General features: G+C 64.9%; 12 protein-coding genes and 1 pseudogene. 8 read left to right on the plus strand and 5 right to left on the minus strand.

Annotated features, from left to right (window positions below; all coding sequences use genetic code 11):
* Nucleotides 1-109: 109 nt before the first annotated feature.
* The 3 genes from AC0L3B_RS32870 to AC0L3B_RS32880 all read left to right on the plus strand — a co-directional run bounded on the left by AC0L3B_RS32870 (nt 110) and on the right by AC0L3B_RS32880 (nt 3255).
* Nucleotides 110-1006 carry a TauD/TfdA dioxygenase family protein gene (locus tag AC0L3B_RS32870; RefSeq protein ID WP_204513101.1) on the plus strand — a complete coding sequence of 299 codons (897 nt, stop codon included), beginning with the start codon at nt 110-112 and terminating at the stop codon, nt 1004-1006.
* Nucleotides 1007-1092: 86 nt separating this feature from the next.
* Nucleotides 1093-2430, plus strand: a complete 1338-nt coding sequence (locus AC0L3B_RS32875) for a Rieske 2Fe-2S domain-containing protein (RefSeq protein ID WP_377787810.1) — start codon at nt 1093-1095, stop codon at nt 2428-2430.
* Nucleotides 2431-2433: 3 nt separating this feature from the next.
* Nucleotides 2434-3255 carry an N-acetylmuramoyl-L-alanine amidase gene (locus AC0L3B_RS32880; protein WP_473381717.1) on the plus strand — a complete coding sequence of 274 codons (822 nt, stop codon included), beginning with the start codon at nt 2434-2436 and terminating at the stop codon, nt 3253-3255.
* Nucleotides 3256-3281: 26 nt separating this feature from the next.
* Here the strand turns inward: AC0L3B_RS32880 and AC0L3B_RS32885 are convergent, their stop codons facing one another.
* The 3 genes and pseudogenes from AC0L3B_RS32885 to AC0L3B_RS32895 all read right to left on the minus strand — a co-directional run bounded on the left by AC0L3B_RS32885 (nt 3282) and on the right by AC0L3B_RS32895 (nt 6363).
* Nucleotides 3282-4889, minus strand: a complete 1608-nt coding sequence (locus AC0L3B_RS32885; RefSeq protein ID WP_085385517.1) for a Na+/H+ antiporter — start codon at nt 4887-4889, stop codon at nt 3282-3284.
* A 49-nt stretch (nt 4890-4938) separates the two neighbouring features.
* Nucleotides 4939-5808, minus strand: a complete 870-nt coding sequence (gene bla / locus AC0L3B_RS32890; protein ID WP_473381728.1) for a class A beta-lactamase — start codon at nt 5806-5808, stop codon at nt 4939-4941.
* 191 nt (nt 5809-5999) lie between these two features.
* Nucleotides 6000-6363: pseudogene (locus AC0L3B_RS32895) on the minus strand (nuclear transport factor 2 family protein).
* A 91-nt stretch (nt 6364-6454) separates the two neighbouring features.
* On the opposite strand from AC0L3B_RS32895, the gene AC0L3B_RS32900 reads away from it, so the two are divergent.
* On the plus strand, nt 6455-6883 hold the full coding sequence (locus AC0L3B_RS32900; RefSeq protein WP_473381718.1) for a GFA family protein: 429 nt from the start codon (nt 6455-6457) through the stop codon (nt 6881-6883).
* 177 nt (nt 6884-7060) lie between these two features.
* Nucleotides 7061-8878, plus strand: a complete 1818-nt coding sequence (locus tag AC0L3B_RS32905; protein ID WP_085349781.1) for a caspase family protein — start codon at nt 7061-7063, stop codon at nt 8876-8878.
* 16 nt (nt 8879-8894) lie between these two features.
* Here AC0L3B_RS32905 and AC0L3B_RS32910 read toward each other — a convergent pair whose 3' ends face one another.
* Both AC0L3B_RS32910 and AC0L3B_RS32915 read right to left on the minus strand, forming a co-directional pair.
* Nucleotides 8895-9587 carry a DUF1345 domain-containing protein gene (locus AC0L3B_RS32910; RefSeq protein WP_085349782.1) on the minus strand — a complete coding sequence of 231 codons (693 nt, stop codon included), beginning with the start codon at nt 9585-9587 and terminating at the stop codon, nt 8895-8897.
* A 7-nt stretch (nt 9588-9594) separates the two neighbouring features.
* Nucleotides 9595-10518, minus strand: a complete 924-nt coding sequence (locus AC0L3B_RS32915; RefSeq protein ID WP_085361935.1) for a polyprenyl synthetase family protein — start codon at nt 10516-10518, stop codon at nt 9595-9597.
* Between the two features lie 160 nt (nt 10519-10678).
* Here AC0L3B_RS32915 and mtgA point away from each other — a divergent pair, with 160 nt between their 5' ends.
* The 3 genes from mtgA (at nt 10679) to AC0L3B_RS32930 (ending at nt 12489) form a co-directional block, all read left to right on the plus strand.
* A complete protein-coding gene (gene mtgA, locus AC0L3B_RS32920; protein WP_085385516.1) occupies nt 10679-11353 on the plus strand; it encodes a monofunctional biosynthetic peptidoglycan transglycosylase in 675 nt (224 codons plus the stop codon).
* Between the two features lie 168 nt (nt 11354-11521).
* Nucleotides 11522-11704, plus strand: a complete 183-nt coding sequence (rpmF, locus tag AC0L3B_RS32925) for a 50S ribosomal protein L32 (protein ID WP_007598106.1) — start codon at nt 11522-11524, stop codon at nt 11702-11704.
* Nucleotides 11705-11847: 143 nt separating this feature from the next.
* A complete protein-coding gene (locus AC0L3B_RS32930) occupies nt 11848-12489 on the plus strand; it encodes a hypothetical protein (RefSeq protein ID WP_473381719.1) in 642 nt (213 codons plus the stop codon).

The raw sequence follows: 12489 nt of genomic DNA on the forward strand, positions 1-12489 counted from the left end.
AAGCGTAACCCGCCTTATTTTTGCAGGCGCGAAGTGGCGGGTTACGCTTCGCTAAGCCGCCCTACATTGCTACGATGCTCCCAAGCAAGAATGCATCGGGAGACACGCCATGAGCTCACTCGCCGGCAAGCAGGGCCCGCGCTATCGCCACGCGACGGACGACGGCGCGCCTTACGAGACCATCGCGGTCGAAAAGCTGACCCCGATCATCGGCGCGGAAATCTCGGGCGTCGACATCGGCAAGCTCGTCTCCGACGATGCGCGCTCCAACCGGCAGATGGACGAGGTCCACCGCGCGCTTGCCGAAAACCTCGTCATCTTCTTCCGCGACCAGCACATCACGCCACAACAGCATCTCGCCTTCGGCCGCAAGTTCGGTGAGCTGCATTTCCATCCCGCCGCGCCGCATGAGGATGAAGACCCGGCCCTGATGAAGATCTATGCGGATGCGAATTCGCCGCGAGCCAATGGCGAGGGCTGGCATTCCGACGTGTCCTGCGATCACGAGCCGCCGATGGGCTCGATCCTCTACATCAAGCAGTGCCCGCCGCGCGGCGGCGACACGCTGTTCGCCAACATGTATGCGGCCTACGAGGCGCTGTCGGACCGGATGAAGGCCTATCTCGACGGGCTGACTGCGTTGCATGACGGCGAGCCGATCTATCGCGGGCTCTACGCCAATTACGGCGTCGCCGACCGCCCGTCCTATCCGAGTGCCGAGCATCCCGTGGTGCGCACGCATCCGGTCACCGGCAAGAAGGCGCTCTACGTCAACCGCGGCTTCACCCGCCACATCAACGGCATCCCGCGCGACGAGAGCGAGGCGATGCTTGCCTATCTCTACCAGCACGCCGAGAATCCGCTGTTCCAGTGCCGCTTTCGCTGGACAGAGAATGCCATCGCCTTCTGGGACAACCGCTGCACCCAGCACCGCGCGATGTGGGATTACTGGCCGCACACGCGCTCCGGCACGCGCGTGACGGTGAAGGGGGAGCGGCCGGTTTAACCGGCCTGCGCGCCGCGTTCCGCGTTGACGTCTTCCCGCGTCCGCGCCAATCTTGCCGGCAACAACGACCGTCGGGAGGATTTTCCATGCTCCGCGCCGAGGACAACAAATTCCTGACCGAGTCGGGCTCTGGTACGGGCATGGGCGAATTGTTGCGCCGGTTCTGGATTCCTGTGCTGCTGTCCGAAGAACTCCCTGAACCCGACGGCGAGCCGAAGAAGATCATCGTTCTCGGCGAGGAGCTGCTCGCCTTCCGCGATACGCGCGGCGTTGTCGGAATCATCGATCAATACTGCCCGCATCGCGGCGCCAATCTCTGGCTCGGGCGCAACGAGGAATGCGGCATCCGCTGTGTCTATCACGGCTGGAAGTTCGACACCGACGGCCGCTGCGTCGATATGCCGACCTCCTATCCCGACCTCAACGCCAAGGATCTCATCCGCATCAAATCCTATCCGGCGCGCGAATGGGGCGAGATGATCTGGGCCTATATGGGTCCCGCGGATGCGATGCCCGAGCTGCCCGATCTCGAAATGGCACTGCTGCCGGCCTCGCACCGCTATGTCAGCAAGAAATGGCAGGACTGCAACTGGGTGCAGGCGCTGGAAGGCTCGATCGACACCGCGCATTTCACCTTCGCCCATCTCTCCTTCGACAAGGAGGAGAACGAGATCCTGGACATCAAGAAGCATTTCGTGAATCCGATCGCGCGGATGTCGAGCGATCACATGCGCTGGATCGCGGAGGATCCGCGCCCTGTGATCAAGATCGCCGCGCACGCAGCGGGCCTCACCATCGCCGGCGGGCGGCTCACCGGCGGCGACAACATCTACTGGCGCATTGCGCAATTTCTGATGCCGTTCCACGCCTATGCCCCGAGCGCGATGCCGGGTGAGAACATCTTTGGGCAGACTTTCGTGCCCGTCACCGACACCAATTGCTGGATCTACACCTATGCCTGGAATCCGGAACGGCCGCTGACGCAAGCCGAGCGCGACGTCTTTGACCGCGGCAACGGCGTGATCGCGGAGGTTGGCGACAATTACGTGCCGCTGCGCCACAAGGGCAACGACTATCTGATCGACCGCAAGATGCAGAAGACCAGGAGCTACACCGGCATCAAGGGCGTCTCCGAACAGGATGCGGCCGTGCAGGACAGCCAGGGCCCGATCGCCGACCGCACCCGCGAGCATCTCGGTCCGACCGATCTCGGTATCATGCATTTCCGGAAAGTCGTGATGGAGCTGGCGCGGGCGCTTCAGCAGGGCGAGCCGCCGCCGCAGGCCGCGCATCAGGATCGCTATGCCGTGCGCTCGGGCGCCTGCGTCACCAGCAAGGCCAAGGACCTTTCCGCGGTGATGCTGGAGCGTTTCGGTGACGTCACAGGCTTTGTCGGCCGGCCGCGAACAGCGGCAGCGGAGTAGTACTTGGGACAGCCGCGCAGCATCATCGCAAGTCTCGTCTCGACGCTGGTCGCGTCGATCTTGCTATGGTCGCTGGCGCCTGCAGACTCTGGTCATGCTGCTATCGCGCGGAAAATCGCGAAACCCAAGCCGCCGCACGCGCCGGTCAAGTGTGAGCTGTCGAAATTCCGGATCCTCGTGGATGTCGGGCACACCCCGGACTCCTACGGCGCGTTGAGCGCGCGCAACGACACGGAGTTCGGCTTCAACTTCCGGCTTGCAAGTCTGATTACGGCGAGGCTCAAGGCCGAAGGCTTTGCCGCGACCCGGTTGCTCGTCACGGACGGCAAGGCGCGGCCGAGCCTGTTCAAGCGCGTCAGCACCGCGAATGACGCCCGGGCCGATCTCTTCCTGTCGATCCATCACGATTCGGTGCCGGACAAGCTGCTCGGGAGCTGGGAGTTCGACGGCGCGAACAGCTATTTCAGCGACCGCTTTTCGGGCCACTCTCTGTTCGTGTCGCAGCGGAATCCGCACTTCGCCGCCAGCCTGATGCTGGCCCGGATGATCGGCAGGCAGCTGAAGCAGCAGGACCTGCACTATGCCAGCCAGTACACCCTGCCGGTGATGGGCCGCTACCGGCTCCAATTGCTCGACAAGGATGTCGGCGTCTACCGCTATGACGGGCTCGTTGTGCTCTCGCAGACCCGCAGCGCCGCAGTGCTGCTCGAAGCGGGCTCCATCATCAACCGCGACGAGGAGATGGCGATGAACTCCCCGGAGCGGCAGGAGATCATTGCGGGCGCCGTGGCGGTGGCGATGAGGGAATTTTGCGAGAGGCGGTAGTTCGCGCCCCTAGCAATGACGGGAATCTATAGCGGCCCACCCCGGTACTCCCGGTTTGCCAAGCTTGCCTCCTCCAGGTCCAGATCGCGCTCGATCCGCCGCCGCGTCTCGTCGGTGATCTGGCCCTCGCGCAGCAGCTCGTGGATGAACTTGCGCTCGGTGGCGATCAGACCGCGGGTCAGGGCGGTGCCGGCGGCGGAGACGTCGTGGTGGGTGGGATCGAGCGAGTCCGGCAGCTGGTTGACCCGGATCTCGTGGCGGGCGCGCAGGAGCCGCATCACCTCGTCGGACACGTCCTTTTCCTCGGTCAGCGCGTCGAGCGACTTTAGCGCCGCGTCGAGGGCCTGGCGCCGTGCCGCGATCTCGGCCTCGTGCTCGGCGGCATGCTCGTTGCGACCGGCTTCCGCGACACCGAGCCAACGAACCACGGGGGGCAGCGTGAGGCCGACGCCGATCAGTGTGATGAAGATGACGCCGAACGCGACGAACAGGATCAGGTCGCGAAACGGGAAGGCCTCGCCGCCCGGCAGCGTGAACGGCAGCGCCAGTGCTGCCGCCAGCGACACCGCGCCGCGCACGCCGGTGAACGCAAGCACGAACGGCCATTGCCATGGTGGTGACGGATCGCGCGCACGCAGCGACTTGCTGAGCATTCGTGGCAGATAGGTCGCGGGATAGAGCCAGGCGAAGCGCGCGATCACGACCACCGCCAGCACCACGGCAGTCGCAATCATGATGTCGTCGAGCGGGAACGCCTTCGATTTCTCGTAGAGTGCGCGCATCTGGAATCCGGTGAGCAGGAACAGCAAGCCCTCGATCAGATAGATCACGAGGTCCCAGAAGAAGATGCCTTGCAGGCGCGTCGATGCCGAGATCAGCAGCGGGCCATTCCAGCTCACATAGAGGCCACAGGCGACGGTGGCGATCACGCCGGAGCCGCCGAGATGCTCGGGCAGCCAGTAGGACACGTAGGGCGTGATCAGCGACAGTGTCAGCTCGACCTGCGGGTCTCCCGACCATTTGCGGAACCGCAGGGAGAGCCAACCGACGCCGATGCCGAAGGCGATCTCGCCGGCGACGATGAGCAAGAACTCGCCGCCTGCCAGAGGCAGCGAGAATTGCCCGACCATGATTGCGGCGAGCGCGAAGCGGTAGAGGATCAGAGCGGTGGCATCATTCGCGAGCCCTTCGCCTTCGAGGATGACCATCAGCCTGCGCGGCAGATGCAGCCGGCGCGCGATCGCGAGCGGCGCCACCACGTCGGGCGGCGCGACGATGGCGCCGAGCAGGAAGCCGATCGTCCAGGGCAGGCCGATGAAATAATGCGTGGCGGTTGCGACCAACGCCGCGGTGAAGATCACCGCACCGACCGCCAGCAGCACGATCGGGCGAAGATTCTTTTTGAACTCGCGCCAGCTCATCGCGACGCTCGCCGAGTAGATCAGCGGCGGCAGCACCATCAGCAGCACCAGTTCCGGCGGCAGTTCGACCGCTGGCATGCCCGGCACGAAGGCAAGGCCGACACCTGAGAGCATCAGCAGAATGGCGGGCGCGATGTTGAAGCGGCGCGCGACAAGCGCGGTGCCCGCCAGCACGGCGAGCAGGATGAGAAAGGTCTGAAATTTCGCTTCCATGATGGTCTGTCTTCACCCGGAAGCGGTCGCAACGTCAATGCGTGCGGCTTTACGCCAGCCGTTCGGCCACCATGCGGCCGATGCGTGCGAACACGGTTTCGATCTGCGCCGCGCTCGGCGTGCCGCCCTGGGTATAGGCCGCGATCAGGATCGGTGCATCGGGCTTCGTATCGGGCTTGGGCCAGGCCACCGCGATGTCGCCGGATGCGTCCTTGCCGTTGTTGCCGGTCTTGTCGCCGATCTTCCAGCTTGCGGGGAGCCCGCCACGCAGCCGGTTCGCACCGGTCTTGCAGCCCACTAGCCACTCCGTGAGCTGCGCGCGCGAGGTGGCCGACAGCGCCTCGCCCGTGAGCAGCCGGCGCAGATTGCCTGCCATCGCCGCCGGCGTCGTGGTGTCGCGGGGATCGCCGAGCGGTGAGCGGTTGAGCTCGGGCTCGTTGTGGTCGAGCCGCGAGGCGGTGTCGCCGAGCGACCGCCAGAACGCGGTGAGTGCGGCGGGACCGCCGATCCGCGCCAGCAATAAATTGGCGCAGGTGTTGTCGCTGAGCTCGACGATCGCCTTGCACATCTCGGTGACCGACATTGCGCCGGCGGCAATGTTCTGCTTGGCGACCGGTGCGTACTCCAGCAGGTCGGCCTTGCCGTACGGGATCATGGCCGCAAGCTGATCCTCGCCACGATCGACCCGCGCCAGGACGCATGCCGCCAGCGAAGCCTTGAATGTCGAGCACATGACGAACCGTTCGTCGGCGCGCCAGGCGAGCCTTGCGCCGGTCGCGAGGTTCTCGGCATAGACCCCGATCCGGCCGCCACTCTCGCGCTCATAGGTTTCGAGCTCAGGCTGCGCGTCTGCGGCGAGCGCGGGGGAGGCGGCGATCCAGTACAGCGAGGCGAGCAGCGAACGGCGGTCGAGAAGCATGGTGGACCTTTTGAGCGAGACGGGGGCGGAGGAGAGATGCGGCATGCACTCCATCCGCATCGTCATTGCGAGCGCAGCGAAGCAATCCGGTCTTCCTCCGCGGAAAGACTCTGGCTAGCTTCGCTGCGCTCGCAATGACGGAGGATGTGGGAGGAGTGTGCCCGATTTCGGGCAGCGGAAGATTAGGCCCCTCACTCTCGCAGATCATACCGGTAAGACTTCGCAGCCATCGGCGAGCTTCATAGCCACCAGATAGTCCGTGAAAAAACGCGGCGGCAGTTGGCATCGGACCTTGATGAAGGCGGTCTTGTCGTCCGAACGGTCAATCGTGACGATGAAATCCTCGCGCGCCTTGCCTTCGGCCTTGCCGGAGGGGCGCTTGCGCACACGGTCGAGCCAGTCCGGCACGGTCAGCACCTGCAGCTCGCCCTTCTCGACCCAGCGCAAATCGGCGGTGGGATGGAAGATGGCGCCGAGTTTTTCGGCGTCGCCCTCGTAAAGTCCGTCGAAGTAAGATTGCACGACGGCTTCGACGCTCGAACGGTTCTGGCTCATGGGTCATCCCTTTGAATGATGGCTCAGGGCGAACTTAGTCGTACACGTCAAAATGCGCTATGGTGTCCGTACCATTTGCTAGGACGCCGTGATGACCGGATCAGAGAATTCGAACGCTCCCTTCCTGATCGGCGAATGCTGCTGCCGCGCCGTGCGCTACGAGGTAGCGGACGCGTTCTCCTATGCGATGAACTGCCATTGCTCGAATTGCCGCCGCACCACCGGCGCTGCCTTCAAGCCGTTCGCCGGCATCGAGCAGGGCAAGCTCCGCATCGTCAGAGGCGAGAACCAGCTCACCATCTACGGTGAAGAAACCACCCACGACGCCCACTGCGCCCGCTGCGGCTCGTTGCTTTATTCCCGGGTGCGCGACGGAAAATGGGTCCACGTCGCTATGGGAACCCTGGTCGATGCCCCCTCGATCCGACCGAGCGCCCACATTTTCGTGGGCTCGAAGGCGCCCTGGCACGAGATTACGGATAATCTGCCTCAATATCGGGGCCACATCGGGGATGCCTGAGGGAACCTCTGCGCACCTGTTTGGCGGCGGATCGCGGCCGGACTGGCGCAACGAACAAAGGGATCTTTCGGCTTGCCGCCGGCGCCATCTTCGTGACCTCCGTTACAAGCGTCCGCGACGGACCCTGCTAAAGCCGTCCCAAAGGGCGCGAACCGCCCCGAAATCGGAACTCGTGTCATGCGCAAATTGCTCAGACTTTGCCCAGTCCTCCTCGCCGTCGCGCTGCTATTCGGCGCCGGGCCTGCTTTCGCCGGAAAGCGCGTCGCGCTCGTGATCGCCAACTCCGCCTATCAGCATGCGCCGTCGCTGACGAACCCCGTCAATGACGGTTCGGTGATGGCCCGGACGCTGAAGGAGGCCGGGTTCGACATCGTCGATTCCCGGCACGACCTGACGGCGCAGGAAACCCGGCGTGTGCTGCGCGAATTCGCCGACCGGACCCGCGATGCCGATATCGCCGTGGTCTATTATGCCGGCCACGGCCTCGAGGTCGAAGGCTCGAACTATCTGATCCCTGTCGACGCCAAGCTGGAGCGTGACACCGACGTCTTTGATGAGGCGCTCTCCCTCGACCGCGTCCTGGTCGCGGTCGAACCGGCTAAGCAGCTTCGCCTGGTGATCCTGGATGCCTGCCGTGACAATCCGTTCGGCAAGACCATGAAGCGCACGATCGCCTCGCGCGGCGTCGGCCGCGGCCTCGCCCAGGTCGAGCCGACCAGCTCGAACACGCTGATCGCCTATTCGGCCAAGGCCGGTTTCACGGCGCAGGATGGCGACGGTGCGAACAGCCCCTTTACGGTGGCGCTGTCGAAGCATCTGACGAGGCCCGGCCTCGACGTCCGCCGTGCCTTCGGCTTCGTGCGCGACGACGTGCTCAAGTCGACAGGTAATAAGCAGGAGCCGTTCGTCTATGGCTCGCTCGGCGGCGAGGACGTGCCGCTGGTGCCGGTCAAGGTGACCGCTGCGGCTGCCGCTGCGCCCGCGCCCAACCCTCAGGCCGACATCCGCCGCGATTACGAGCTCGCGCTCCAGGTCGGCAACCGGCCGGCGTGGGAGGCCTTTCTCGCCCAGCATCCCGACGGCTTCTATGCGAGCCTTGCCAAGCTGCAACTCGAGAAAATCGGCGCCGAGCAGGCTCATGCGGCGGCCACCGAGAAGGCGAAACAGGCCGAGGCCGAGCGCGATCGTCTTGCCGCACTTGGCGCGCAGAAGGATACGCAGGCCAAGGCAGCCGCCGATGCGGAGGCCGCCGAGCAGATACAGCTTGCGGCGCAAAAGGCCAAGGAGCAGGCGCAGCAGCAGGCGGCCGCTGCCGAGCAGCAGCGCGTCAATCTCGCCGCCGCGGCGCCGAGTGCAGCGCCCGCCAGCACGGCGGGCCCCGCCGGCACCAACGTCGCCTCGCTGACGCCGGCCATCGCGCCGGCCGATCTCAGCCGCTCGGTACAGACCGAGCTCGGCCGCGTCGGCTGCTTCTCCGGCGCCGCCGACGGCAACTGGACGACATCCGCGCAGCGGTCGTTATCGCAGTTCAACCGTTATGCCGGCACCAAGCTCGACGTGAAGGTGGCGAGCACCGATGCACTCGACACGGTCAAGTCGAAACAGTCGCGCGTCTGTCCGCTGGTTTGCGAGCACGGCTTCAAGACCGACGGCGACAAATGCACCAAGATCGTCTGCCGTGATGGCTATGCGCTCAACGACGACAACGAGTGCGAGAAGCAGCGTGCCGCCAAGCCTGCGACCGCCAAGCGGGACGACGGCGACGAGCGTCCCGCACGGCAGCGTCGTCAGGCCGGCGGTGAGGCTGCCGGAGCGGCCGGCGGCTTTGGTGGCGCTGCGGGCATCGCTGCTGCCGCTGGCGCCAGCCGCCGCTCGAGTGGCGGACAGCTATTCTGCAACAACAGTGGCTGTCGTGCGGTCAACCGCGGCTGCCATCTCGAATATCGCGGCGGCGGCGGCCCGGGCAACGATGGCAATGCCGAGGTCTGTAACTAGGATTGCGGAAATGAGTTCAGGTCGAGATCGCGCTCGCCGCGATGTTGACCGTCAGCGCCAGCAAGGCCGTGTTGTAGATGAATGAGACGATGCCGTGCGCGGTGGCGGTGCGGCGGATGGTCTTGTCGGAGATGCCGACATCGGAGACCTGCGCGGTCATGCCGATCACGAACGAGAAATAGACGAAGTCCCAGTAATCTGCGTGGTCTTCCTTGTCGCCGCTGGGAAACTGAAGGCCGCCCGGCGTGGCGTGCCGGTAATAATCATGCGCGTAATGCAGAGCGAAGATTGTGTGCACGGCGGCCCATGACAATACGATGGTGGTGATTGCGATGCTCAGCTCCAGGCCGCCGCGATGCGGCGTTCCAAGCTCGGAGACGATCGCGGCGATGCTGGCGAAGGCGCCGATCGCCGTCACCAGCAGGATCACGAAGCGACCGTCGTCCTGCATCGCTGCGGCGCGGCGGATGTGCTGGTGGTCGTTGCACAGCATCATCGCGTAGACCAGCACCAGATAAACGGCGATCAACGCATCCCAGCCGAACAGAAGCCGCGTGACCAGCCGGTGCGAACCCGGGATGAGGAGGCAGACGAGAATACCAACGGCAAGCGACATGAACGTCCGCGGACGCGCATAAATCAGCCGCATCGGCCGCGACATCTTGCGAAAGCGGGCGAGGGCGGGGTCTTCCTTGCTGCCGCCCGCCATCGCGCTATCAGCTCTTCCGTTCGGCCACGAACCGCGCAGCCGCTTGCAGCACGGCGGCCCGTTCGCCGAAGATCGACACGGCGCTGTCGGCGCGCGCGAGCAGATCGCGCACGCGCTGCTTGGCGCCTTCGATGCCGAGCTGGGTGACGAAGGTGGTCTTGCCGAGCGCTGCATCAGCGCCGGCAGGCTTGCCGAGCGCGGCGGCATCGCCTTCGACGTCGAGCAGGTCGTCGGCGATCTGGAAGGCTTCGCCGAGCGCGCGGCCGTAATCGTCGAGCGCCTGATATTCCTTTTGCGAGGCCTGGCCGAGGATCGCGCCGGCGATGCAGCCGTAGCGCAGCAGCGCGCCGGTCTTCATCTGCTGAATGCGGGCGACGTCGATCGGCTCGTTGCCGCCAAAGCGGCCTTCGCCGGCGAGGTCGAGAATCTGGCCGCCGACCATGCCGCCGATGCCGGCGCAGCGCGCGAGTGCGCGGGTCAGCAAAAGCCTCACATTGGCGTCGCGATGAATCTCGTCGCGGGTGATGATGTCGAAGGCGAGTGTCAGGAGGCCGTCGCCGGCGAGGATCGCGGTCGCGTCGTCGGTCTTCTTGTGCAGGGTCGGGCGGCCGCGGCGCAGGTCCGAATTGTCCATCGCCGGCAGATCGTCATGGATCAGCGAATAGCAGTGGATGCATTCGAGCGCCGCACCGACGAGCAGCGCGGCTTCGCGGGACACGCCGAACACGGCCGCGCTCTCGACCACCAGGAAGGGCCGGAGGCGCTTGCCGCCGTTGAGGCTCGAATAGCGCATTGCGTCCATCAGTCGCTTGGGCCGGGCGATCTCATCGGGCAGGATGTCGTCCGACAGCAGGCGCCCGAGCAGGGCCTCGGTGTCATCAGCGGTCTTGTCCAGACGTTTGGCGAAATCGGACGGGGACGTGCCGGTCATCAAGAAGGGCTCCAGAACTAAAATTCGGCGGGACAATCCTTTATGCGCCCGCCTCAGTCAATCGTTTGGAAGGCCTAAAAAGTGCTGGAAAAGGCCCGAATTATCACAGACTTAATGCCGGGCCCGTGGCCGCGTTTCGTTCTGCGCCGGAAAGGTTGATTTGCGCGTCGTCAAAACCCTTCTCCTGGTGCTCGCGGTCGCGGCTCTCGCGCCCTATGTCGTCGCGCCGTTCTACCGTGCCGGCCATCCCGTTTCGACGCTGATGATCTGGCGCTCGCTGCGGGGTGCGCCGATGCAGCGGGAATGGATCGATCTGGCAGCGATGTCGCCCTCGCTGCCACGCTCGGTGGTGGCGGCCGAGGACGCCCATTTCTGCAAGCATCACGGCATCGACTGGGGTGCGCTGCGTGAGGCGATCGACGATGCGAAGGAGGACGGCACCCCGTTCCGGGGCGCTTCCACCATCACCCAGCAGGTGGCGAAAAACCTGTTCCTCTGGCAGGGGCGGGACTTCGTCCGCAAGGCGCTGGAATTCCCGTTGGCGCTGTGGATCGATCTCGTCCTGCCCAAGGCACGGATCCTGGAGATTTACCTCAACGTCGCCGAGCTCGGCCCGCAGAGCCAGTTTGGGGCCGAGGCCGCCAGCGCCTATGCCTTCGGCAAGTCGGCAGCGAACCTCTCCCCCCGGGAGGCCGCGCTTCTGGCCTCCATCCTGCCGAATCCGGTCAAACGCAGCGCCAGGACGCCGGGACCGGGTGTCCGGCGGCTGGCCGGGACCTATGTGGTGCGAGCGCAGGCGAGCTCGCTTTCGACCTGCTGGCGGGAGAACCGCTGATTTCGGGTCCTTTTCGGGCGCATTTTCCAGCCCAGAGCCCTAGATTTAAGGCAGGCCTTCCTCTATAAGCCCGGCCTTGACCGGCATTCAGCTCGCCTCGGTTTGCGGGTGCTGAGCCGTCCCCTCGCGGACGATGCCCCAAAACACCAATCCCTAGAGGATATTGAAATGGCCGTTCCGAGAAGAAAAACCTCGCCGTCCCGTCGTGGCATGCGCCGCTCGGCAGACGCCATCAAGAAGCCGACCTATGTGGAAGACAAGGATTCCGGCGAACTGCGTCGTCCGCACCATCTCGACCTCAAGACTGGCATGTACAAGGGCCGTCAGGTCCTGAAGAAGAAAGAGTCCTGAGTTCGGGACCTTTCTGTGGGCAGGACGATCGGGCCTGCCTGATTTCGGCCAACCCATGAGATATGACAGTGACGGCGGCGGAGCGAATGCATCGCCGCCGCATTGTCCTGTCTGGATATCTTGATCGAGAAGGCATTTCGCCGATGGTCGGTTTCCCGCTGCTCCTGATCCCGCTCGCGGTCTACAACATCATCGCATTCCTGATGCCGAGCGTGTCCTTTGCGGACGTGCTGTTCAAAGTGCCGATGATCACGGGCGAGGCCTGGCCGGTCACGCTCGCCGACGTGATGCTCGCGCTAGGTATCGTGCTGCTGCTGCTCGAAGTGGTCAAGGGCGCGCGGCCCGGCTCGAAATTCCTGATGGATCATCTGCTGTCGCTGATCGTGTTCGGCGCGGCTGCGGCCGAATTCGTGATGTGGCCGAAATTCGGCAACTCCACCTATTTCCTTCTGGTGCTGCTCGCGATGGCAGATTTCCTGGGCGGCATCGCCCAGCGCACCCGCCGCCGCGTCGCTTATGTCGCCGAAACGACGGTGCCGGCGCCCCGCAAGACCACGCGCCAGGCCGAGACGCCGGCGGATGAGTTCGAGCCCAAGTTCGAGCCAGTGTCCGCTCCGCGACCAGCTCCGGCGGAGCCGCCCGCGCCCACGGCACAATCGGTCGCCGAATCCGTGCTGATGGATCACCCGGCGCCGAAGCCTGTGAGTGCGCCCTCGCCGGAAATTCCCTCGCCGCATTTGCAGCCGGGCAACGGCACCCAGCCGTCTCCCGACGCGCCGCGCTGA

This window comes from Bradyrhizobium sp. Kon56 (assembly GCF_055807635.1).